Here is a 23,429-nt window from a genome sequence, read left to right as displayed (position 1 = left end):
AGGTCCAGGGTGCCCGGCTAACGCCGGGCATCACAGAGTGCTAACTCCGACGGGAGCAAATCCGTGAAAGACTTATTAAAGTTTCTGAAAGCGCAAACTAAAACCGAAGAGTTTGATGCGATCAAAATTGCTCTGGCCTCGCCAGACATGATCCGTTCATGGTCTTTCGGTGAAGTTAAAAAGCCGGAAACCATCAACTACCGTACGTTCAAGCCTGAGCGTGACGGTCTGTTCTGCGCCCGTATCTTTGGGCCAGTAAAAGACTACGAGTGCCTGTGCGGTAAGTACAAGCGCCTGAAACACCGTGGTGTCATTTGTGAGAAGTGTGGCGTAGAAGTTACCCAGACTAAAGTTCGTCGTGAGCGTATGGGTCACATCGAACTGGCTTCTCCAACTGCCCACATTTGGTTCCTGAAGTCTCTGCCATCTCGTATCGGCCTGCTGCTGGATATGCCGCTGCGTGATATCGAACGCGTGCTGTACTTCGAATCTTATGTTGTTATCGAAGGCGGGATGACCAACCTCGAGCGTCGTCAGATCCTGACTGAAGAGCAGTATCTGGATGCGCTGGAAGAGTTCGGTGACGAATTCGACGCGAAGATGGGTGCGGAAGCTATTCAGGCCCTGCTGAAGAGCATGGATCTGGAGCAAGAGTGTGAAACTCTGCGCGAAGAGCTGAACGAAACCAACTCCGAAACCAAACGTAAAAAGCTGACCAAGCGTATCAAGCTGCTGGAAGCGTTCGTTCAGTCTGGTAACAAACCAGAGTGGATGATCCTGACCGTTCTGCCGGTTCTGCCGCCAGATCTGCGTCCGCTGGTACCGCTGGATGGTGGTCGTTTCGCAACCTCAGATCTGAACGATCTGTACCGTCGCGTGATCAACCGTAACAACCGTCTGAAACGTCTGCTGGATCTGGCTGCGCCAGATATCATCGTACGTAACGAAAAACGTATGCTGCAGGAAGCGGTAGATGCCCTGCTGGATAACGGCCGTCGCGGTCGTGCCATCACCGGCTCTAACAAACGTCCTCTGAAATCTTTGGCCGACATGATCAAAGGTAAGCAGGGTCGTTTCCGTCAGAACCTGCTGGGTAAACGTGTTGACTACTCCGGTCGTTCTGTAATCACCGTAGGTCCATACCTGCGTCTGCATCAGTGCGGTCTGCCGAAGAAAATGGCGCTGGAGCTGTTCAAACCGTTCATCTACGGCAAGCTGGAACTGCGTGGCCTCGCGACCACCATCAAAGCTGCTAAGAAAATGGTTGAGCGTGAAGAAGCTGTCGTTTGGGATATCCTGGACGAAGTTATCCGCGAACACCCGGTACTGCTGAACCGTGCACCAACCCTGCACCGTTTGGGTATCCAGGCATTTGAACCTGTTCTGATCGAAGGTAAAGCTATCCAGCTGCACCCGCTGGTTTGTGCGGCCTATAACGCCGACTTCGATGGTGACCAGATGGCAGTACACGTTCCACTGACGCTTGAAGCTCAGCTGGAAGCGCGTGCGCTGATGATGTCTACCAACAACATCCTGTCCCCAGCGAACGGCGAGCCAATCATCGTTCCTTCTCAGGACGTTGTACTGGGTCTGTACTACATGACCCGTGACTGTGTTAACGCCAAAGGCGAAGGCATGGTGCTGACTGGCCCGAAAGAAGCTGAGCGTATTTATCGCGCTGGCCTGGCCTCTCTGCATGCGCGCGTTAAAGTGCGTATCACCGAATACGAAAAAGATGCTCAGGGTACCTTCGTTGCGAAAACCAGCCTGATCGACACCACCATTGGTCGTGCGATTCTGTGGATGATCGTACCGAAAGGCCTGCCTTTCTCCATCGTCAACCAGGCGCTGGGTAAAAAGGCAATCTCCAAGATGCTGAACACCTGCTACCGTATTCTGGGCCTGAAACCGACCGTTATTTTTGCGGACCAGACGATGTACACCGGCTTTGCTTATGCAGCGCGTTCAGGTGCATCCGTTGGTATCGATGACATGGTCATCCCAGAGAAGAAACACGAGATCATCTCTGAAGCGGAAGCCGAAGTTGCTGAGATCCAGGAGCAGTTCCAGTCTGGTCTGGTTACCGCGGGCGAACGCTATAACAAAGTTATCGATATCTGGGCTGCGGCGAACGATCGTGTATCCAAAGCGATGATGGATAACCTGCAAACCGAAACCGTGATTAACCGTGACGGCGTAGAAGAGCAGCAGGTTTCCTTCAACAGCATCTACATGATGGCCGACTCCGGTGCGCGTGGTTCTGCAGCACAGATTCGTCAGCTAGCCGGTATGCGTGGTCTGATGGCTAAGCCAGATGGCTCCATCATCGAAACGCCAATCACCGCGAACTTCCGTGAAGGTCTGAACGTACTCCAGTACTTCATCTCCACTCACGGTGCTCGTAAAGGTCTGGCGGATACCGCACTGAAAACAGCTAACTCCGGTTACCTGACTCGTCGTCTGGTTGACGTTGCGCAGGATCTGGTTGTGACCGAAGACGACTGTGGCACCCTCGAAGGTATCACCATGACCCCGGTTATCGAGGGTGGTGATGTTAAAGAGCCGCTGCGCGATCGCGTTCTGGGCCGTGTGACTGCTGAAGATATTCTGAAGCCTGGCACTGCGGATATCCTGGTTCCACGCAACACCCTGCTGCACGAACAGTGGTGTGACCTGCTGGAAGCTAACTCTGTTGACAGCGTTAAGGTCCGTTCCGTAGTAGGTTGCGAAACTGACTTCGGCGTATGTGCTCACTGCTACGGTCGCGACCTGGCACGTGGCCACATCATCAACAAAGGTGAAGCTATCGGGGTTATCGCGGCACAGTCCATCGGTGAACCTGGTACACAGCTGACGATGCGTACGTTCCACATCGGTGGTGCGGCATCCCGTTCTGCTGCTGAATCCAGCATTCAGGTTAAGAACAAGGGTAGCATCAAGCTCAGCAACGCTAAGTCGGTTGTGAACTCCAGCGGTAAACTGGTTGTGACCTCCCGTAACACCGAGCTGAAGCTGATCGACGAATTCGGTCGTACCAAAGAGAGCTATAAAGTGCCTTACGGTGCTGTTATGGCGAAAGGTGATGGCGAGCAGGTTGCCGGCGGTGAAACCGTAGCAAACTGGGATCCACACACCATGCCGGTTATCACCGAAGTGAGTGGTTTCATCCGCTTCACCGACATGATCGACGGCCAGACCATTACTCGTCAGACCGACGAGCTGACCGGTCTGTCCTCTCTGGTAGTTCTGGACTCCGCTGAGCGTACTGCTGGTGGTAAAGACCTGCGTCCTGCTCTGAAAATCGTTGATGCTAAAGGCAACGACGTTCTGATCCCTGGCACCGATATGCCGGCTCAGTACTTCCTGCCGGGTAAAGCGATTGTTCAGCTGGAAGATGGTATTCAGATCAGCTCCGGTGACACCCTGGCGCGTATTCCTCAGGAATCCGGCGGTACCAAGGATATTACCGGTGGTCTGCCACGCGTTGCGGACCTGTTCGAAGCCCGTCGTCCGAAAGAGCCTGCGATCCTGGCTGAAATCAGCGGTATCATCTCCTTCGGTAAAGAAACCAAAGGGAAACGTCGCCTGGTTATCACCCCGGTAGACGGTAGCGAGCCGTACGAAGAGATGATTCCTAAGTGGCGTCAGCTTAACGTGTTCGAAGGCGAGCGTGTTGAACGTGGTGACGTTGTTTCCGATGGTCCAGAGTCTCCGCACGACATCCTGCGTCTGCGTGGCGTGTACGCTGTAACTCGTTATATCACTAACGAAGTACAGGACGTTTACCGTCTGCAGGGCGTTAAGATTAACGATAAGCACATCGAAGTTATCGTTCGTCAGATGCTGCGTAAAGCAACCATCGTTAACGCAGGCAGCTCCGACTTCCTGGAAGGCGAGCAGGCTGAATACTCTCGCATTAAGATCGCTAACCGCGAACTGGATGCGAACGGCAAGATCAACGTGACCTACATGCGCGATCTGCTGGGTATCACCAAAGCCTCTCTGGCAACCGAGTCCTTCATCTCCGCGGCATCGTTCCAGGAGACTACTCGAGTGCTGACCGAAGCAGCCGTTGCGGGCAAACGCGACGAACTGCGCGGCCTGAAAGAGAACGTTATCGTGGGTCGTCTGATCCCGGCCGGTACCGGTTATGCGTACCACCAGGATCGTATGCGTCGCCGTGCAGCGGGTGAAATCCCTGCGGCACCTCAGGTGACTGCTGAAGACGCTTCTGCCAGCCTGGCAGAGCTGCTGAACGCAGGCCTGGGCGGTAACGACGAGTAATCGGTCGATACGCCTGAAATAAAAAACCCGCTTCGGCGGGTTTTTTTATGCCTGAAACCGGTAAAAAACAGGTCCTCGATCGTGTTTCAGGACGATTCACCTAGCGAATACAAACAGAATGCAGCTCTGTTTACTTCACTGGAGAATCACAATGTCACGGCTCTTTTTCCTTTTTAGTTTGTTCTGCATGTTCAGCCAAACTGCCTATGGTGAAACTGCTTTTCGCCAGCACCTGCTGGATGAACATGGTTCCCGGCCTCTTGAAATTGCCGTTTGGTATCCGACCGGGCAGACTGGTAATCCAGAACTTGCTGGCGATAATGTTGTGTTTATGGGGACTCGCGCGCTGTTGAATGCCACCCCGGATAATGAAATGCACCCGCTGTTGCTGCTTTCCCATGGATATGGCGGCAACTGGCGCAATCTGAACTGGCTGGCAAGTCTGATGGCCGCTCAGGGCTATATTGTTGCCGCGGTGAATCACCCTGGGACAACATCTGGCAATAAAAATGAGGCTGACGCGCAGCGGCTTTGGCAGCGCCCCCAGGATCTCCGGCGAGTATTGGATGAACTGATTGCCTCGCCAGACATTGCCGGGAAAATCGATCCGCAGCGTATCGCGGCCATCGGGCATTCATTAGGCGGTTGGACGGTGGTGGAACTGGCTGGTGGGCGTTTTGACGCTGACCGGTTCTTGCAGGATTGTAAACTGCATTCAGTCTTGTCTGGCTGTAAACTGCGGCACGCCTTAGGGATAGACCGGCCGGAGTCTGCGGCACCATTGGCGAAAAATGCCCGAGATCCGCGTATCAAGGCCATTGTCTCGCTCGATCTTGGCCTGGCTCGGGGTTTTTCACCCTCCAGCCTGGCGAAAATAGCGATCCCCGTACTGATCATGTCTGCCCAGTCTGACAGCGAAGAGCTTCCTGCCAGTCTCGAGTCTGGCTATCTGGAGCGTTATATTCCTCAAAAACAGCGGCAGGACGTTAGCGTATCGGGGGCTACGCATTTTAGCTTTATGCAATTATGCAAGCCTGGTGCTGCCGAACTTATTGAGGAGGAAAATCCGGGGGAAGGCATTGTCTGTCAGGATGGTGGCTCCGTTAGCAGAGCGGCCATCCATGCTTCTCTTGGCCGTGAGATCGGCGAATTTGTTAATCAGGCACTAGATTTTCATCCGCTAAACGCCGGTAGTCCGTCGGGGTTGACCCGCTAAAGCGGGCAAACTCTTTATTGAAGTGAGATTTTGTTGAGAAGCCTGAGTCCAGCATGATTTGGGTCACCGGGATGCTGGTATTGCGAAGCAATGCCTGAGCGTGCCTGACGCGAAACCCGTTGACCCACTGAGAGACATTGCAGCCGCAGATCTGATTTACGGCCCTCGACAGCTGCCTTGGCGCTATCCCGGATGCTTTTCCGATGAGGCTGAGTGTAATGTCGTGATCAAGAAACAGCTTACCTTCTAAGAGGGTTTTCTCAATATGGTGGTATGCCGCCGTCAGCTCCTCGTCATTGTGCCCCGGTGCAGCGTCTTGCTGAGCGCTAAGCACCTCTGCTGGCGGCGCTATTTTGCCATTAAATACGATAGCTATGCCGATAAACGGCAGTAACAGTGTCTGGGATAACGCCACCAGTATAGGGGCCTGCGCGCCTTCAAAAAAACGGAAATCTACCGCTATTGCTAAATCTACTGCGCCGGAAAAACAAAGAAAACAACCCGCGAAAAAAGTCATTGATGTCGCGGCGTTAGCGTCGTTTATACGGCTGAAAATGAAGGTATCAACGCCCTGCCGAGATATTTTGATCAGGGTGGAGCCATATCCCATAAACAAGAGCATCAGTGCGGCATCTGTCATCTCTGGCGCCGCGAGATTCACGATCAGCGCTAAAACAGGGGCAAGCCAGTAGGCTGCATGTTTTGGCCCACCGCGCTGCCCGGTAAAACTGGTGAAACAGTACCAGGCCAGTGGCGGAAGAGCTATAGCGGCCAGAGACTGGAGCTGGCGCAGAATGATGGCATCAAACGTCCACCGCAGCGCCGAAAGCAGGACCAGGATGACACATCCCGAGAGGAAAATCGCCACATTACGGTATTCTGCATGCCGGGAAAACAGGATCTTCAGCAGCAGAAGAAGGAGAACGGTTAACGTGTAAAAAGGCAGTGGAATTGCGGGCATAGTAATCTCTGAGGATGTAGCTCAAGGCTTTATGCAGTGTTATGCCACAAAAAAAGGAGAAAGGCAGATCGCAACTTTTAGCAGTAGACGTAGGTGAAAAACAAAATGCCCGCGATGCGGACATTTTGTCTGGGCAGGCTGAGCGAGCTTATTTCACCAGCGGCAGGCGGCGATAAAGCTCAATCATGTCGCCGGCCAGATCCTGAATCACCATCGCATTCATCAGGTGGTCCTGAGAGTGGACGGTAATCAGGTTTACCGGCAGCTTGCCGGAGCCTTCATCCAGGCCAATCAGCTGGGTCTGGATTTTATGGGCGTGTTTAACGAATTCGTGTGACTCTTCCATCGCCTTCTCGGCGCCGTCAAAATCACCTTTACGTGCCAGCTGCAGAGCAGTCAGGGCCTGGCTACGTGCGCTGCCGGCGTTGACCAGCAGTTCCATAATAATCGACTCTAAATCTTCCACATCTCACTCCATCATTTTCAGGGCTTTATCAAGCACCACGTCGCCTTTCATCAGGCCGTAATCCATCATGTCGATGACGACGACTTTTTTACCCAGAGGATCGGCAAGGGCCTGAAGTTTGGCCTGCTCGTATTTAACCTGCGGACCGAGCAGAACGATGTCGGCGCGTTCGATGTTCTCTTTAAACTCTGCAACGGGCACAGCCTTGATTGAGACTTCGATACCTTTCTTTTGTGCAGCATCAACCATACGTTGAACCAGAATGCTGGTCGACATACCTGCAGCACAACACAACACGATATTTTTCATAGTTCGCTCTCAATGTCCGAAGGATAGGGGAGATATTCATCCGTCAGGGGGGGTGGCAACAACCGCTTTAACCTGATTGTGTGTCAGGTATCACAAAAGAAACCGCAGAAAACTGAAACCGGTTACATTTTTGCTTTTACCTGCGTAATCAAGACGGCAGTCGTGAAGGCGGAGCGGCGTGAGGAGGTGTCTGTTGCCGCTCCGATCAGGCATACGTGCTGACCGGAGGACAATATTTTATCGGCAGGAAAGCAACAACGCCCGATGGACGTTCTTTCGGGAAATGCCGAAGCTTATCTTTCCCTTTGCAGCTTGTTGCATCAGGGGCGCACGCTTCTTCCCAAAAAGTTATCCCAGTCCTTCCAGACGGGTTGTAAACCCGACTCGCGAAGCACGGCGGCAACTTCCTGCGGCGTTCGTCCATCGTGCGGAGCAAATTGCTCGAGTTCAGGGTGATTATCGGCATAGCCGCCGGGCTGAGTCTTTGAAAATGCGCTGACGTTATTGATTGCCAGCGGGATCATGTGGTCGCGGAACCACGGCGATTCTCGGGTCGAAAGCGACAGCTCCACGTCCGGCGCAAGCAGGCGAAACGCGCAAATGACCTGGACCAGCTGCTGTTCGGTCATGATTGATGCGGGCTCTACGCCGCCGGTGCAGGGGCGCAGCCGTGGGAAGGAGATCGAGTAGCGGCTTTGCCAGTAGCGCTGCTGCAGCCAGAGCAGATGTTCAGCCACCATAAAACAGTCAGTACGCCAGCTGTCCGACAGGCCAATCAGCGCGCCCAGCCCAATTTTATCAATGCCCGCACGCCCCAGCCTGTCGGGTGTTTCCAGTCGCCAGAAGAAATCCTGCTTGTTGCCTTTCAGGTGGTGCTGCGCGTAGGTCGCCGGATGATAGGTTTCCTGATAAACCATCACGCCATCGAGCCCGAGGGTTTTTAGCTCCGCATACTCATGCTCGTCGAGCGGCTGAACCTCCATCTGCAGGGAACTAAAGCGGCTGCGGATGGCCGGAAGATGCTGGCGGAAATAGTCCATGCCGACTTTGGTCTGATGTTCTCCGGTGACCAGCAAAAGATGTTCAAAGCCGAGCGCCCGGATAGCCGCACATTCACGCTCAATTTCTGCTTCATCAAGCGTTTTGCGTTTCAGCTTGTTGCTCATGGAAAAGCCGCAGTAGGTGCAGTCGTTAGCGCACAGGTTGGAGAGGTAGAGCGGCACGTAAAAACTCACGGTGTTGCCGAAGCGCTGGCGCGTCAGCTGCTGCGCTCGCTGAGCGAGGGGTTCCAGATAGCGGCTGGCGGCGGGGGAGAGCAAAGCCATCAAATCCTCTCGCGTCAGGCGAGGGGAGTTAATCGCTCGTTCTACATCTGCAGGGGTTTTACCGTTAATTCTCAGGGTGAGATCGTCCCAGTCCAGCTGCCGCCAACGATCGGTAAAGGTTTCCGTCATCAGGCATTCTCCTCGCTAAATTGCAGGAAGCTGGTTAGCGGGCTTGAGGCTTGCGCCTGCTGGTGGCGTGAACCTAAGCCGGCCTGAGCCGCCAGGCTTCCGGCCTCGACGGCCAGACGGAAAGCCTGGGCCATCTGCACAGGATTGTGGGCGACGGCTATTGCGGTATTCACCAGCACGGCCGAGGCGCCCATCTCTAACGCTTCTGCTGCGTGGCTTGGGGCACCAATCCCCGCATCTACCACCACCGGCACACGAGATTGCTCAATGATTATCTCCAGCAGAGCACGGGTTTGCAGGCCCTGGTTTGAACCGATAGGCGCCCCCAGCGGCATCACCGCCGCACAGCCCGCTTCTTCCAGACGTTTACACAACACCGGATCGGCACCGCAGTAGGGCAGCACGACAAACCCCTGTTTCACCAGGGTTTCAGCGGCTTTCAGCGTTTCAATGGGGTCGGGCAGCAGATAGCGGACATCGGGGTGTATCTCCAGCTTCACCCAGTTTGTGCCGAGCGCTTCACGAGCAAGCCGGGCGGCAAAAATAGCTTCTTCGGCGGTTTTAGCGCCGGAGGTATTTGGCAGCAGATGTACGCCAGCCTGCTGAAGCGGGAGAAGGATGTCATCGCTATGCCCGCGCAAATCCACGCGTTTCATCGCCATGGTGACCAGCTGTGAGCCGGAAGCGCGAATCGCGTCGATCATCACCTGGCTGGAGGAAAATTTCCCGGTGCCGGTAAACAGGCGTGAGGAAAAGGTTTTATCGGCAATCTGTAACATATCAGCCTCCGGCAATAGCCTGAAAAAGCAGAATGGTGTCCCCCTCGCACAGCAGATAGCTACTCCACTGTTCGCGCGGGATAATGGTTTGGTTAACGGCAAGCGCAGCGCCCGCTTTTCCCTGCTCAAGCTGGGCCAGCAGAGCGGAAAGCGTTGTGCCTTCAGTACATTCCAGAGGCTCATCGTTAAACTGAATGCGCATTTCGACCTCCGCAGACCGGGCAGTTAGCCGATTTTTGCATCGCCAGCGTGCGCCAGCTGTGCTGTCGGGCGTCAAACAGACGTAGAGAGCCGGTAGCCGGTGCCATGCCGGCGAGGACTTTGATGGCCTCCAGCGCCTGAAGCGTGCCCATTACGCCAACGACCGGGCCGATGATGCCGGAGCTTCGGCAGTTACGTTCTGGTTCACTCTCGTCAGGCCAGACGCAGCGGTAGCAGCCGTGCTGCCAGGGCGGCATCAGGACCATCATCTGCCCGCCAAAGCCGACGGCGCTGGCACTGATAAGCGGAGTATTTGCGGCCACGCAGGCGGCATTCACCGCCTGGCGGGTTGCCATATTGTCGCTGCAATCCAGTACCACATCGGCGTCGTTTACGGCCTTCACCAGCGAAGTACCCGTCAACCTTTCTGCCAGCGGAACAATTTTTACGCCCGGATTCAGGCGCTGCAGATGCTGTTGGGCGGAGAGCGATTTAGGGCGCTCAATATCTTCAGAAGTGAATAAGATCTGGCGCTGGAGGTTGCTGATATGCACCTTGTCATCGTCCGCGACGATAAGCTTGCCGACGCCTGCGGCGGCGAGATACAGGGCAGCAGGCGACCCTAATCCGCCAAGGCCGACGATCAGCGCCGTGCTGGACAGCAGCTTTTCCTGCCCTTCAATGGCCACATCTTCCAGCAGCAGCTGGCGGCTGTAGCGCATAAAATCTGCGTCATTCATCGCCAGTGCCTGCCAGTTCAAGTAATTTCGCCGTTGCAGCACGCCAGTCCGGGGCCTGAGTAATCGCGCTGACGACGGCAACGCTGCCTACCCCTGTCGCTAAAACGGCAGGGACACGATCGAGGCTTATCCCGCCGATGGCCACGGTGGAATAGTCACCCAGCGTCTGAATATGTTCAGCCAGCTTGTTCAGCCCCTGCGGGGAAGAGGGCATCTGCTTGGTTTGGGTGGGGAAGACATGGCCCAGGGCGATGTAGGACGGGTTAGCGCTTAAAGCGCGATCCATCTCCATATTGTCGTGGGTTGAAAGCCCCAGACGAAGCCCGGCCTCGCTTATCGCCGCGAGGTTAGCCACGTCCATATCTTCCTGACCGAGATGAACGCCATAGGCGCCGTGTTTGATAGCCAGTCGCCAGTAGTCGTTGATGAACAGGCGGGCGTTGTAGCGCTTACCCAGCGCAATGGCTGCGACAACGTCGGCTTCAACCTCTTCATCGCGCTTGTCTTTAATGCGGAGTTGAATCGTTTTGACGCCCGTGCCCAGCAGACGCTCGATCCATTCAACGCTGTCGACAACCGGGTAAAGGCCAAGCCTGCGTGACGTGGCGGGAAAAGTGAGTGTTAACATTATGCTTTCTCCTTTCTGAGATAAATTTCACCGCCTCGCGCACGGAAGTGCTGGGACATATCCTCCATCCCTGCGTCTATCGCCTGTTTTGCTGCGTAGTCGCGTACTTCCTGGGTGATTTTCATCGAGCAAAATTTGGGGCCGCACATGGAGCAGAAGTGGGCAACCTTGCCGGATTCCTGCGGCAGGGTTTCATCGTGGTAAGCGCGAGCGGTGAAGGGGTCGAGCGCCAGGTTGAACTGGTCTTCCCAGCGGAATTCAAAGCGCGCTTTGGACATCGCATTGTCGCGGATTTGCGCTCCCGGATGGCCTTTGGCCAGGTCCGCGGCGTGGGCGGCAATCTTGTAGGTAATCAGTCCCTGCTTAACGTCCTCTTTGTTCGGCAGGCCGAGGTGTTCCTTCGGCGTCACGTAGCAGAGCATCGCGCAGCCGAACCAGCCAATCATGGCCGCACCAATACCGGAGGTGAAGTGGTCATAGCCTGGAGCAATATCGGTCGTCAGCGGGCCAAGGGTATAGAAAGGCGCTTCGTGGCAGTGCTCCAGCTCTTCGGTCATGTTGCGGCGAATCATCTGCATCGGCACGTGTCCCGGGCCCTCAATCATCACCTGAACGTCGTATTCCCAGGCGATTTTGGTCAGCTCGCCAAGAGTATGCAGTTCTGCAAACTGCGCTTCATCGTTGGCATCCTGTATTGAGCCGGGACGCAAACCATCTCCCAGAGAAAGTGAAACGTCGTAGGCGGCGCAAATCTCGCAGATTTCACGGAAGTGCTGGTACAGGAAATTCTCCTGATGGTGGGACAGGCACCACTTCGCCATAATTGACCCGCCGCGCGATACGATGCCGGTCAGGCGTTTTGCGGTCATTGGCACGTAGCGCAGCAGCACGCCAGCATGAATGGTGAAGTAGTCCACGCCTTGCTCCGCCTGCTCCAGCAGCGTGTCGCGGAACATCTCCCAGTTCAGATCTTCGGCGATGCCGTTTACCTTCTCCAGCGCCTGGTAGATGGGCACCGTCCCGATGGGTACCGGGCTGTTTCGCAGGATCCATTCCCGCGTTTCGTGAATATAGCGGCCGGTAGAGAGATCCATAACCGTATCCGCGCCCCAGCGAGTGGCCCATACCAGCTTCTCCACCTCCTCTTCAATGGAGGAGGTGACCGCCGAGTTGCCGATATTGGCGTTCACCTTCACCAGGAAGTTGCGTCCGATAATCATCGGCTCAGATTCCGGGTGATTAATATTGGCCGGGATAATTGCCCGCCCGGCGGCGACTTCATCACGAACAAACTCGGGCGTAATGTTCTCCGGCAGCCTTGCACCAAAACCTTCGCCAGCATGCTGGTGGCGCAGGACTTCATCCCGGATGCGCTCGCACCCCATATTTTCGCGAATGGCGATGAACTCCATCTCCGGCGTAACGATCCCTTTGCGGGCGTAATGCAGCTGAGTAACACATTTTCCCACTGCCGCCCGGCGCGGGGCTAACTGCGTTTCAAAGCGCAATTCGTCCAGGCCTTCGTCCGCCAGGCGCGCTTTTGTATAAGCAGAGCTACGTAGATCCAGCGTTTCGCTGTCCTGGCGTTCGGCAATCCATGCGCTGCGCAGAGGAGAGAGTCCGCTTAACACATTAATTGCGATTGCTGGGTCACCATAAGGGCCGGAAGTATCGTAGACGGGAACAGCGTCGTTCGGCTGATACTGGGGCTTGTCTTTACTGCCGCCGGTAAGCGTCGGGCTTAGCTGAATTTCGCGCATAGGTACGCGAATATCTTCACGAGTGCCGGTCAGGTAGATGCGAAGAGAATTGGGGAAGGCAGTACCTTCAAGCGTATTGATAAAATGTTGAGCGGCGGCACGCTGTTCGCGGCGGCCAGCTTTTTTTTCAGATGCAGACATAGCTCATTCCAGGTTTGATCAGGATATGGCTTGTCAGGACAACGGAAGGAGTAATGGATATGGGCCGCCCGCAAGCGGGTGCACCAAAGACAAAATTACTCTTGTTCCCTTCGCAGGTTCTAACCTGATCAGGTTCCGCGGATCCCGAATTAACGGTCTCAGCCGGTGCATCACGCACTCGGCACTCCGACAAGAATGATCCCACCTCGCGGCGGGAAAGTTGTAAATTACTCGTTAATAGCTAACAACTCAAGCTGGACTTGTCAGCCCGGCAGGATCGCTGGCGCTGCCGTCCAGGTTGTTATCGATAGCCAGAAGGACTAGCTTATCCTCGAGGGTGAAGCGGGACTCAAGGCACTCTCCTATCTCCGATAACGCCTGCTGAAATTCGACCCAGCTATCGCGGTCGATGGCGTTTTCGAGGTGTGAGTCGTAGAGATCCATTATCTGTTGGGTATTTGCTTCCAGTTGAGGGTAAAGCTGTGCCGCGCTAAGCAGCGGGCTGCCTCCTTCCAGGTTGCTGATAATGCGCTCGTAAATACTAAAATGACCGGAAGAGAGGTAATCCACCAGGCCATGACAGAAATTATCTAACGCTTTTTCGTCAAGCGCGGTATGCGATTCCTTGTTAGGCTTGATCCCGACCATGTTGTAATAGGCAACCAACAGGTGTTTACGAGCCTGAAGCCACTGGTCAACTAACTCATTACTACCACCAACGCGCTCAGTCAGATTGGCTAACTGGTTCAGCATGATTGAGACTCCGTGAGTTAAAAGATTGAACGCAAACTAACCCAAAAAAGTAAAAACTAATTGTTTATATCAGTGAACACGGGGATGTGCACCAGGTTATGGAACGTGTTATTCAAAACTTAGATCATGGTTGGTGGATCGTCAGCCATGAACAGAAAATATGGTTGCCGCAGGGGGAGTTACCTCACGGCAGCGCCGCCGAATTTCAGCTTATGGGCAGCCGCGCCCTGGGCATTGGAGAGTGGGAAGGCGAACCGGTATGGCTGATAAGAGAGAACCGTCGCGCGGACATGGGCTCGCTGCGCCAGCTGCTGGATCGTGATGTTGGTCTGTTTCAACTGGCCGGCAGGGGCGTTCAGCTGGCAGAGTTTTACCGGTCGCATAAGTATTGCGGCTATTGCGGCCATGAAATGCACTTCAGCAAAACCGAGTGGGCGTTGCTCTGCGGCCACTGCCGCGAACGCTATTACCCGCAAATTGCCCCCTGCGTTATCGTCGCCATCCGCAAAGACGATCATATCCTGCTGGCTCAGCACACGCGCCACCGCAACGGTATCTATACCGTGCTGGCCGGGTTTGTTGAAGTGGGCGAAACGCTGGAGCAGGCCGTAGCTCGCGAAGTCATGGAAGAGAGCAGCATCCAGGTGAAAAACCTGCGCTACGTGACCTCCCAGCCCTGGCCGTTCCCGCAGTCGCTGATGACCGCATTTATGGCGGATTACCACAGCGGTGAAATCAACATTGACCCGAAAGAGCTGCTGGATGCCGGCTGGTACCGCTATGACCAGCTGCCGCTCTTGCCGCCGCCGGGCACCGTGGCGCGTCGCCTGATCGAAGATACCGTCGCCCTGTGTCGCGCGGACTATGAGTGATAAACTGCCGGGATACAGCTAAAGGAAAGGTAAAAATGACTGAACTGAAGAACGATCGTTACCTGCGCGCCCTGCAGCGCTTGCCGGTAGATGTCACCCCGGTGTGGATGATGCGCCAGGCCGGGCGTTATTTGCCGGAATATAAGGCAACGCGCGCCCAGGCTGGCGATTTTATGTCGCTGTGCAAAAACGCCGAGCTGGCCTGCGAAGTCACCCTGCAGCCGCTGCGCCGCTATGCGCTTGATGCGGCGATCCTCTTTTCGGACATTCTGACCATTCCGGACGCGATGGGGCTTGGGCTCTATTTCGAAGCCGGTGAGGGCCCGCGCTTTAGCTCTCCAATTAAAAGCCGCGCCGACGTTGAAAAGCTGCCTATCCCGGACCCGGAAGGCGAGCTTGCTTATGTGATGAACGCGGTGCGCACCATTCGCCGTGAGCTGAAAGGCGAAGTACCGCTTATCGGCTTCTCCGGCAGCCCGTGGACGCTGGCCACCTATATGGTGGAAGGCGGCAGCAGCAAAGCGTTTACCGTGATTAAGAAAATGATGTTTGCCGACCCGAAGGCGCTGCATCTGCTGCTGGATAAGCTGGCTCAGAGCGTGACGCTCTACCTGAATGCGCAAATTCGTGCGGGCGCTCAGTCGGTGATGATCTTCGATACCTGGGGCGGCGTACTGAGCGGGCGTGATTACAAAGAATTTTCGCTTTATTACATGCACAAAATCGTCGACGGCCTGCAGCGTGAAAACGAAGGTCGCCGTGTGCCGGTGACGCTGTTCACCAAAGGTGGCGGTCAGTGGCTGGAGGCCATCGCGGAAACCGGCTGCGACGCGCTGGGTCTCGACTGGACGACGGATATTGCCGACGCTCGCCGTCGCGTAGGCCACAAAGTTGCCCTGCAGGGCAATATGGACCCTTCCATGCTTTATGCGCCGCCTGCGCGTATTGAAGAGGAGGTTGCCACTATTCTGGCCGGCTTCGGGCAAGGTGAAGGGCATGTCTTCAACCTTGGCCACGGTATCCATCAGGATGTGCCGCCGGAGCACGCAGGTGTCTTTATCGAAGCGGTTCACCGCTTGTCTGCGCCATACCACCGTTCTTAAGGGAGAAGAGAGATGGATCTCGCGATATTACGAGAGCAGCAATTAGATCTGGCCTCAAAGGTGATCCGTGAGGATCGCCTTCAGCAGGATCCACCGCGTTTGATCGCCGGAGCCGATGTCGGTTTTGAGCAGGGTGGGGAAGTCACCCGTGCGGCTATCGTTTTATTGAGCTATCCGTCTCTTGAGCTGGTTGAATATCAGGTGGCAAGGATCGCCACCACGATGCCTTATATCCCCGGCTTTTTATCTTTCCGTGAGTATCCAGCCCTGCTTGAAGCCTGGGGCATGCTGTCGCAGGGGCCAGATTTGGTGTTTGTTGATGGTCATGGCATCTCTCATCCCCGTCGTTTAGGCGTTGCCAGCCATTTTGGCCTGCTGGTGGACGTGCCAACCATCGGCGTGGCGAAAAAGCGGCTTTGCGGGAAGTTTGAGCCGCTGGATGATGAGCCGGGCTCTTGTGCGCCGTTGATGGATAAGGGCGAACAGCTGGCATGGGTCTGGCGCAGTAAAAAACGCTGCAATCCGCTGTTTGTTTCCACCGGGCACCGCGTGAGCCTCGACAGCGCGTTGAAGTGGGTTGAGCGCTGTATGTCAGGCTACCGTCTACCGGAGCCGACCCGCTGGGCCGATGCGGTTGCCTCCGGGCGCCCGGCCTTTAAGCGCCTGCAAGCAATTGGCAGGTGATTCAGGTAAACTGCCGCTAATTTTTCGTCTTTGAGACATCGTCATGTTACAGAACCCCATTCATTTACGCCTGGAGAAGCTTGAAAGCTGGCAGCACGTCACCTTCATGGCCTCTTTGTGCGAGCGTATGTACCCTAACTACGCCATGTTTTGTCAGCAAACCGGCTTTGGTGATGCCCAGCTTTACCGCAAAATCCTCGACCTGATCTGGGAAACCCAGACGGTAAAAGATGCGAAAGTGAACTTTGACAGCCAACTCGAGAAACTTGAAGAGGCAATTCCTGTCGCTGACGACTATGATATCTACGGTGTCTATCCGGCGATTGATGCCTGCGTGGCGCTGAGTGAGCTGATCCACTCTCGTCTCTCGGGTGAAACGCTGGAGCATGCAATCGAAGTCAGTAAATGTTCAATCACTTCGGTGGCGATGCTGGAAATGACTCAGGCTGGTCGTGAAATGACCGATGAGGAGTTGCGAGCAAACCCGGCGGTAGAAGAAGAGTGGGACATTCAGTGGGAGATTTTCCGGCTACTGGCGGAGTGCGAAGAACGCGATATTGAGCTCATTAAAGGGCTTCGTGCTGACCTCCGTGAGGCCGGCGTCAGTAATATCGGTATAAATTTGCAGCAATAAGACAGCAAAACGTGACATACAGTCTGATTTGTCCTCCCTGGAGGCTTCCAATTAACCCCCCGTCTGGTCTACATTTGTGGGGCGAATAAAAGTGGCTATCGGTGCGTGTATGCAGGAGAGTGCTTTTTAGGCATTTCCGTCGCACTCGATGCTTAGCAAGCGATAAACACATTGTAAGGATAACTTATGAACAAGACTCAACTGATTGATGTAATTGCTGACAAGGCTGACCTGTCTAAAGCACAGGCTAAAGCTGCTCTGGAATCCACTCTGGCTGCAATTACTGAGTCTCTGAAAGAAGGTGATGCTGTACAACTGGTTGGTTTCGGTACCTTCAAAGTGAACCACCGTGCTGAGCGCACTGGCCGCAACCCGCAGACCGGTAAAGAAATCAAAATTGCTGCTGCTAACGTGCCGGCATTTGTTTCTGGTAAAGCACTGAAAGACGCGGTTAAGTAAGTTAACGCGTGTCAGTGAACAGTTTTAACAGAGGGGCGTTTACGCCCCTTTTGTCCGTCTGGCGTCCCTTGCTGGCGCTGGCGGGTGCAATAGTGCTCACGGCATGCAGCAGTAATAAACTCCCTCCTTTTACCGCCACCGGCTATGTCGCCGACCAGGGCGTGGTGCGCATCTGGCGTAAAGACAATGCCGATGAATCCACCCACATACTTACCGCCTTTAGTCCATGGCGACACGGCGCCACTACCACCGGTGAATACCGCTGGCAGGGCGACAAACTGACCTTCATTGAACTCAATATCCAGAGCAAGCAGCCGGAGCATGTCAAAGTTCGTTTTGACGACCACGGCGAGCTGAGCTTTATGCAGCGTGAAGTTAACAATCAGAAGCAGCAGCTCTCTAACGATCAGGTTGCTTTATACCAGTTCAACGCCAACCGCATTCGGGAGACCAGCGAGGCTCTGCGCATAGGTCACGTTGTGCTGCGTCAGGGGCGCTGGCACCTGAACGGCACGGTTACCACCTGCGAAGGTGAAACCTTATCGCCTAAGCTTGATAGCGCCTCACTGAAGCATATTGAACAGCGTCAGAGGAACTCCTCCCTTGAAGTCAGCATTGCATGGCTGGAAGCACCGGAAGGTTCACAGCTCTTGCTGGTGGCGAACCAGGACTTCTGCAGCTGGCAGCCTAAGCCTGGCGAATTCTAGGCAGAAAAAAACCGCCACGTGGGCGGTTTAGTGTGTAGTGTCGATATATTACTTCGCGTTTTCACGCGCAATGGCGCGATAACCGATATCCGAGCGGCTAAAGCTGCCATCCCAGTGAATATCTTTTTTCAGTTCCAGCGCGCGCTGTTGAGCTTTGGCAACCGTCTCACCCAGCGCAGTTACGCACAACACTCGCCCGCCGTTGGTGAGTACACGATCATCTTCGCTGAGCTTAGTGCCGGCATGGAAGACCTTGCCGTCGGTCACTTCTTCCAGCGGCAGGCCGTGGATAACGTCGCCGTTGCGGTAATCTGCCGGATAACCGCCCGCCGCCAGCACGATGCCCAGCGCCGGACGCTCGTCCCACTTAGAGTCTTTCTCATCCAGTTTGCCGTCACAGGCGGCGAGGCACAGCTCGACCAGATCTGACTGCATACGCAGCATGATGGGCTGAGTTTCCGGATCGCCGAAGCGGCAGTTGAACTCAATCACCTTCGGGTTACCCTGCTTATCGATCATCAGACCGGCGTACAGGAAACCGGTATAGGTGTTTCCTTCGGCTGCCATGCCGTGCACGGTCGGCCAGATTACGCGTTCCATAGTGCGCTGATGCACTTCGTCAGTCACCACCGGGGCCGGGGAGTAGGCTCCCATCCCACCTGTGTTAGGGCCAGTATCGCCGTCGCCAACGCGCTTATGATCCTGGCTGGTGGCCATAGGCAGGACGTGCTCACCGTCTACCATCACAATAAAGCTGGCTTCTTCGCCGTCGAGGAACTCTTCGATAACAATGCGGTGTCCCGCATCGCCAAACGCATTCCCGGCCAGCATGTCGTTTACCGCGGCCTCTGCTTCTTCCAGCGTCATTGCCACGATAACGCCTTTCCCTGCGGCCAGGCCGTCAGCTTTGATAACGATTGGCGCGCCTTTCTTACGCAGGTAGGCCAGCGCAGGCTCAACTTCGGTAAAGTTCTGGTATTCCGCCGTCGGAATGTTGTGACGAGCCAGGAAATCCTTGGTAAATGCCTTCGAGCCTTCCAGCTGCGCGGCACCTTCGGTTGGCCCGAAGATCTTCAGGCCAGCGGCACGGAATGCATCCACTACGCCAATGACCAGCGGCGCTTCAGGCCCGACGATGGTTAAATCAATTTTTTCATTCTGCGCAAAACTCAGCAGGGCTGGAATATCCGTGGCGCTGATAGCTACATTCTGCAGAGCTGGTTCCAGCGCGGTGCCCGCGTTGCCCGGCGCAACAAATACGGTGCGCACTAAAGGAGACTGAGCCGCTTTCCAGGCCAACGCGTGTTCGCGCCCGCCGTTACCAATAACTAAAACTTTCATCTGTAAACGCTCCGGTAATTAATGGCGGAAGTGGCGCATATCGGTGAAGATCATCGCGATCCCGTGCTCGTCGGCGGCGGCAATGACCTCGTCATCACGAATAGAGCCGCCCGGTTGGATAACGCAGCTCACGCCAGCTTCAGCTGCGGCATCAATCCCATCGCGGAACGGGAAGAAGGCATCAGACGCCATGGCGGAACCTTTCACTTCCAGACCTTCATCGCTGGCCTTGATGCCGGCAATTTTGGCGGAGTAAACGCGGCTCATCTGGCCAGCGCCTATACCAATGGTCATATTGTCACGGGCATAAACGATGGCGTTGGATTTAACGAACTTCGCTACCTTCCAGCAGAACAGCACGTCATGCAGTTCTTGCTCCGTTGGCTGGCGTTTAGTGACAACGCGCAGATCGCCTGCGGTCACCATACCCAGATCGCGATCCTGAACCAGCAGGCCGCCGTTCACACGTTTAAAGTCGAGGCCAGCCGTGCGTTTCTGCCATTGGCCGCAAACCAGAACGCGTACGTTCTGCTTGGCTGCGGTTATCTTCAGCGCTTCTTCGCTGGCGGAAGGGGCGATGATCACTTCGACAAACTGGCGGGAAATAATGGCCTGTGCGGTTTCAGCATCCAGTTCACGGTTGAAAGCGATGATGCCGCCGAAGGCAGACGTTGGATCGGTTTTATAAGCCAGGTTATAGGCTTCGAGCACGGAACCGCTGACGGCGACGCCGCAAGGGTTGGCATGCTTAACGATAACGCAGGCAGGTTCGTCGAACTCTTTCACACACTCCAGCGCAGCGTCGGTATCCGCGATGTTGTTATAGGAGAGCGCTTTGCCCTGAACCTGGGTAGCGGTAGCCACGGACGCTTCTTTAATTTCTTCTTCTATATAGAAGGCGGCCTGCTGGTGGCTGTTTTCGCCATAGCGCATATCCTGCTTCTTAATAAAGTTCAGGTTCAGCGTGCGCGGGAATCGCCCGGCAGGATCTTTGCTCTCGCCGTGATAAGCAGGCACCAGGCTACCGAAGTAGTTAGCGATCATGCTGTCGTAGGCGGCGGTATGCTCAAAAGCTTTAATAGCCAGATCGAAGCGGGTTTCCAGCGTCAGGGATCCTTCATTAGCATCCAGCTCTTTAACGATCGCCTGGTAGTCACTGCTTTTTACTACGATCGCCACATCTTTATGGTTCTTGGCCGCGGAGCGAACCATGGTTGGGCCGCCGATATCGATATTCTCGACCGCATCTTCTAAAGAGCAGCCTTCGCGGGCAACGGTCTGGGCAAACGGATAAAGGTTAACGACGACCATATCAATAGGAGAGATGGCGTGCTCCGCCATAATCCCGTCGTCCTGGCCACGGCGACCCAGAATGCCGCCGTGAACTTTCGGATGCAGCGTTTTGACACGTCCGTCCATCATCTCCGGGAAACCGGTGTAGTCGGAGACTTCGGTTACCGGCAGGTTTGCTTCAGCCAGCAGGCGGGCGGTTCCGCCGGTGGACAGCAGCTCCACTCCACGCTGGGAGAGGGCCTGAGCGAATTCGACGATACCGGCTTTATCAGAAACACTGAGCAGAGCGCGGCGGACTGGACGACGTTGTTGCATGGTAAATCCCTGGATTTCACGATTACAGAGAGCGTTAGATGAATTTTCCATCGAAAAACTCATCTAACACACCCGCCGGGGCACCTTTGTTAAGCGCGAGCATTTTAACGAAAACGTTTGCGCAACGCTCGCACATTTTCACTTTTTCGCATCATTGTGGATAAGTCTGTGTGTAAAAAGGTATAAGGCGGGGTTTTGCTGTGGAATGCAGCAGTCAGTCATTTTTCTGTCATTTTAGTGTTGCAGCGCCGGGAGAACTCCCTATAATGCGCCTCCATCGACACGGAACATGTGAACAACATCACAGAGTAACGGCGGCGATGAGAGTGAAAAATCCTGAAATTAAGGGTTGACTCTGAAAGAGGAAAGCGTAATATACGCCACCTCGAGTTAGCAAGCGAAAGCGCGTAACTCACTGCTCTTTAACAATTTATCAGACAATCTGTGTGGGCACTCGCAGGATTGATATCTCAGCATCTTCGGATGCAAACAAATATCAAGTCTTGAAGAGTGACTACTGATTTTATAAACAGTTTTAATTCTTTGAGCATCAAACACTTTTAAATTGAAGAGTTTGATCATGGCTCAGATTGAACGCTGGCGGCAGGCCTAACACATGCAAGTCGAGCGGTAGCACGGGGAGCTTGCTCCTGGGTGACGAGCGGCGGACGGGTGAGTAATGTCTGGGGATCTGCCTGATGGAGGGGGATAACTACTGGAAACGGTAGCTAATACCGCATAACGTCGCAAGACCAAAGAGGGGGACCTTCGGGCCTCTTGCCATCAGATGAACCCAGATGGGATTAGCTAGTAGGTGGGGTAACGGCTCACCTAGGCGACGATCCCTAGCTGGTCTGAGAGGATGACCAGCCACACTGGAACTGAGACACGGTCCAGACTCCTACGGGAGGCAGCAGTGGGGAATATTGCACAATGGGCGCAAGCCTGATGCAGCCATGCCGCGTGTATGAAGAAGGCCTTCGGGTTGTAAAGTACTTTCAGCGAGGAGGAAGGCGATAAGGTTAATAACCTTGTCGATTGACGTTACTCGCAGAAGAAGCACCGGCTAACTCCGTGCCAGCAGCCGCGGTAATACGGAGGGTGCAAGCGTTAATCGGAATTACTGGGCGTAAAGCGCACGCAGGCGGTTTGTTAAGTCGGATGTGAAATCCCCGGGCTCAACCTGGGAACTGCATTCGAAACTGGCAAGCTTGAGTCTTGTAGAGGGGGGTAGAATTCCAGGTGTAGCGGTGAAATGCGTAGAGATCTGGAGGAATACCGGTGGCGAAGGCGGCCCCCTGGACAAAGACTGACGCTCAGGTGCGAAAGCGTGGGGAGCAAACAGGATTAGATACCCTGGTAGTCCACGCCGTAAACGATGTCGACTTGGAGGTTGTGCCCTTGAGGCGTGGCTTCCGGAGCTAACGCGTTAAGTCGACCGCCTGGGGAGTACGGCCGCAAGGTTAAAACTCAAATGAATTGACGGGGGCCCGCACAAGCGGTGGAGCATGTGGTTTAATTCGATGCAACGCGAAGAACCTTACCTACTCTTGACATCCAGAGAACTTAGCAGAGATGCTTTGGTGCCTTCGGGAACTCTGAGACAGGTGCTGCATGGCTGTCGTCAGCTCGTGTTGTGAAATGTTGGGTTAAGTCCCGCAACGAGCGCAACCCTTATCCTTTGTTGCCAGCGGTTCGGCCGGGAACTCAAAGGAGACTGCCAGTGATAAACTGGAGGAAGGTGGGGATGACGTCAAGTCATCATGGCCCTTACGAGTAGGGCTACACACGTGCTACAATGGCGCATACAAAGAGAAGCGACCTCGCGAGAGCAAGCGGACCTCATAAAGTGCGTCGTAGTCCGGATTGGAGTCTGCAACTCGACTCCATGAAGTCGGAATCGCTAGTAATCGTAGATCAGAATGCTACGGTGAATACGTTCCCGGGCCTTGTACACACCGCCCGTCACACCATGGGAGTGGGTTGCAAAAGAAGTAGGTAGCTTAACCTTCGGGAGGGCGCTTACCACTTTGTGATTCATGACTGGGGTGAAGTCGTAACAAGGTAACCGTAGGGGAACCTGCGGTTGGATCACCTCCTTACCTAATAGATACAACCCGCGTAGTGCTCACACAGATTGTCTGATAGATGTAGAGAAGCAAGGCGTCTTGCGATTGAGACTTCAGTGTCCCCTTCGTCTAGAGGCCCAGGACACCGCCCTTTCACGGCGGTAACAGGGGTTCGAATCCCCTAGGGGACGCCACTTGCTGGTATGTAAGTGAAAGTTGCGTGCCGTTATATCTCAAAGCTGACTTGAAAGAGTCATGTT

21 protein-coding genes, 1 tRNA gene, 1 rRNA gene and 1 riboswitch are annotated in these 23,429 nt (G+C 54.8%); of the genes, 11 read left to right on the top strand and 12 right to left on the bottom strand.

Going from position 1 to position 23,429, the window contains the following annotated elements; translation table 11 throughout:
* The first annotated feature begins 63 nt into the window (after nt 1-63).
* Together rpoC and EL098_RS21205 are read left to right on the top strand one after the other, a co-directional pair.
* Complete coding sequence (gene rpoC, locus EL098_RS21210) at nt 64-4,284, top strand: DNA-directed RNA polymerase subunit beta' (protein WP_126357982.1); 4,221 nt, start codon at nt 64-66, stop codon at nt 4,282-4,284.
* A gap of 187 nt (nt 4,285-4,471) precedes the next feature.
* Nucleotides 4,472-5,500, top strand: coding sequence for an alpha/beta hydrolase family protein (locus EL098_RS21205; RefSeq protein WP_232012259.1), 1,029 nt, complete (start codon nt 4,472-4,474; stop codon nt 5,498-5,500).
* Here the strand turns inward: EL098_RS21205 and EL098_RS21200 are convergent.
* A complete protein-coding gene (locus EL098_RS21200) occupies nt 5,439-6,140 on the bottom strand; it encodes a helix-turn-helix domain-containing protein (protein ID WP_232012257.1) in 702 nt (233 codons plus the stop codon). The two genes, EL098_RS21205 and EL098_RS21200, sit on opposite strands and share 62 nt — an antisense overlap.
* A 57-nt stretch (nt 6,141-6,197) precedes the next feature.
* Between EL098_RS21200 and EL098_RS23635 the strand changes: the two genes are divergently transcribed.
* Nucleotides 6,198-6,431, top strand: coding sequence for a hypothetical protein (locus tag EL098_RS23635; protein ID WP_232012255.1), 234 nt, complete (start codon nt 6,198-6,200; stop codon nt 6,429-6,431).
* Between the two features lie 178 nt (nt 6,432-6,609).
* Here EL098_RS23635 and EL098_RS21195 read toward each other — a convergent pair whose 3' ends face one another.
* The 9 genes from EL098_RS21195 to rsd all read right to left on the bottom strand — a co-directional run bounded on the left by EL098_RS21195 (nt 6,610) and on the right by rsd (nt 13,692).
* Nucleotides 6,610-6,927, bottom strand: coding sequence for a PTS lactose/cellobiose transporter subunit IIA (locus EL098_RS21195; protein WP_126357979.1), 318 nt, complete (start codon nt 6,925-6,927; stop codon nt 6,610-6,612).
* A gap of 3 nt (nt 6,928-6,930) precedes the next feature.
* The gene (locus tag EL098_RS21190) at nt 6,931-7,236 is read right to left on the bottom strand and encodes a PTS sugar transporter subunit IIB (protein WP_038476780.1); all 306 of its coding nucleotides are present in this window, start codon (nt 7,234-7,236) and stop codon (nt 6,931-6,933) included.
* A gap of 320 nt (nt 7,237-7,556) precedes the next feature.
* On the bottom strand, nt 7,557-8,690 hold the full coding sequence (gene thiH / locus EL098_RS21185; protein ID WP_126357978.1) for a 2-iminoacetate synthase ThiH: 1,134 nt from the start codon (nt 8,688-8,690) through the stop codon (nt 7,557-7,559).
* Nucleotides 8,690-9,469, bottom strand: a complete 780-nt coding sequence (thiG, locus tag EL098_RS21180; protein WP_126357977.1) for a thiazole synthase — start codon at nt 9,467-9,469, stop codon at nt 8,690-8,692. Before thiG ends, thiH begins: the two co-directional genes overlap by 1 nt.
* Nucleotide 9,470: 1 nt before the next feature.
* A complete protein-coding gene (thiS, locus tag EL098_RS21175) occupies nt 9,471-9,671 on the bottom strand; it encodes a sulfur carrier protein ThiS (protein WP_126357976.1) in 201 nt (66 codons plus the stop codon).
* A complete protein-coding gene (locus tag EL098_RS21170; RefSeq protein ID WP_126357975.1) occupies nt 9,655-10,410 on the bottom strand; it encodes a HesA/MoeB/ThiF family protein in 756 nt (251 codons plus the stop codon). Before EL098_RS21170 ends, thiS begins: the two co-directional genes overlap by 17 nt.
* Nucleotides 10,403-11,038, bottom strand: coding sequence for a thiamine phosphate synthase (gene thiE, locus EL098_RS21165; protein ID WP_126357974.1), 636 nt, complete (start codon nt 11,036-11,038; stop codon nt 10,403-10,405). Before thiE ends, EL098_RS21170 begins: the two co-directional genes overlap by 8 nt.
* Nucleotides 11,038-12,939, bottom strand: a complete 1,902-nt coding sequence (gene thiC, locus EL098_RS21160; RefSeq protein WP_126357973.1) for a phosphomethylpyrimidine synthase ThiC — start codon at nt 12,937-12,939, stop codon at nt 11,038-11,040. The genes thiE and thiC overlap by 1 nt, the downstream gene beginning before the upstream one ends.
* An 88-nt stretch (nt 12,940-13,027) precedes the next feature.
* Nucleotides 13,028-13,138, bottom strand: a riboswitch (TPP riboswitch).
* A 50-nt stretch (nt 13,139-13,188) separates the two neighbouring features.
* Nucleotides 13,189-13,692, bottom strand: a complete 504-nt coding sequence (gene rsd / locus EL098_RS21155; protein ID WP_126357972.1) for a sigma D regulator — start codon at nt 13,690-13,692, stop codon at nt 13,189-13,191.
* Between the two features lie 98 nt (nt 13,693-13,790).
* Between rsd and nudC the strand changes: the two genes are divergently transcribed.
* The 6 genes from nudC (at nt 13,791) to EL098_RS21125 (ending at nt 18,151) form a co-directional block, all read left to right on the top strand.
* Complete coding sequence (gene nudC / locus EL098_RS21150) at nt 13,791-14,564, top strand: NAD(+) diphosphatase (protein ID WP_126357971.1); 774 nt, start codon at nt 13,791-13,793, stop codon at nt 14,562-14,564.
* Nucleotides 14,565-14,599: 35 nt separating this feature from the next.
* Entirely contained in the window at nt 14,600-15,667 is a 1,068-nt protein-coding gene (gene hemE, locus EL098_RS21145; protein ID WP_126357970.1) for a uroporphyrinogen decarboxylase, read from the top strand.
* 12 nt (nt 15,668-15,679) lie between these two features.
* A complete protein-coding gene (gene nfi, locus EL098_RS21140; protein ID WP_126357969.1) occupies nt 15,680-16,351 on the top strand; it encodes a deoxyribonuclease V in 672 nt (223 codons plus the stop codon).
* A gap of 43 nt (nt 16,352-16,394) precedes the next feature.
* The gene (locus tag EL098_RS21135; RefSeq protein WP_126357968.1) at nt 16,395-16,985 is read left to right on the top strand and encodes a YjaG family protein; all 591 of its coding nucleotides are present in this window, start codon (nt 16,395-16,397) and stop codon (nt 16,983-16,985) included.
* A gap of 186 nt (nt 16,986-17,171) precedes the next feature.
* Complete coding sequence (gene hupA, locus EL098_RS21130) at nt 17,172-17,444, top strand: nucleoid-associated protein HU-alpha (RefSeq protein WP_002884342.1); 273 nt, start codon at nt 17,172-17,174, stop codon at nt 17,442-17,444.
* A 14-nt stretch (nt 17,445-17,458) separates the two neighbouring features.
* Nucleotides 17,459-18,151 carry a DUF1481 domain-containing protein gene (locus tag EL098_RS21125; RefSeq protein ID WP_126357967.1) on the top strand — a complete coding sequence of 231 codons (693 nt, stop codon included), beginning with the start codon at nt 17,459-17,461 and terminating at the stop codon, nt 18,149-18,151.
* 48 nt (nt 18,152-18,199) lie between these two features.
* Here the strand turns inward: EL098_RS21125 and purD are convergent, their stop codons facing one another.
* Both purD and purH read right to left on the bottom strand, forming a co-directional pair.
* The gene (gene purD, locus EL098_RS21120; RefSeq protein ID WP_126357966.1) at nt 18,200-19,492 is read right to left on the bottom strand and encodes a phosphoribosylamine--glycine ligase; all 1,293 of its coding nucleotides are present in this window, start codon (nt 19,490-19,492) and stop codon (nt 18,200-18,202) included.
* Nucleotides 19,493-19,510: 18 nt separating this feature from the next.
* A complete protein-coding gene (purH, locus tag EL098_RS21115) occupies nt 19,511-21,100 on the bottom strand; it encodes a bifunctional phosphoribosylaminoimidazolecarboxamide formyltransferase/IMP cyclohydrolase (RefSeq protein ID WP_126357965.1) in 1,590 nt (529 codons plus the stop codon).
* A 562-nt stretch (nt 21,101-21,662) separates the two neighbouring features.
* Between purH and EL098_RS21110 the strand changes: the two genes are divergently transcribed.
* Nucleotides 21,663-23,202, top strand: a 16S ribosomal RNA gene (locus EL098_RS21110).
* A gap of 85 nt (nt 23,203-23,287) precedes the next feature.
* Nucleotides 23,288-23,363: transfer RNA gene (locus EL098_RS21105), tRNA-Glu, on the top strand.
* Nucleotides 23,364-23,429: the final 66 nt, after the last annotated feature.

The sequence above is a fragment of the Cedecea lapagei genome (genome assembly GCF_900635955.1).
In the GTDB taxonomy this organism is placed as follows: domain Bacteria; phylum Pseudomonadota; class Gammaproteobacteria; order Enterobacterales; family Enterobacteriaceae; genus Cedecea; species Cedecea lapagei.
Note: the sequence above shows the minus strand (reverse complement) of the source record. Positions and strands in the feature narration are given on the sequence as shown.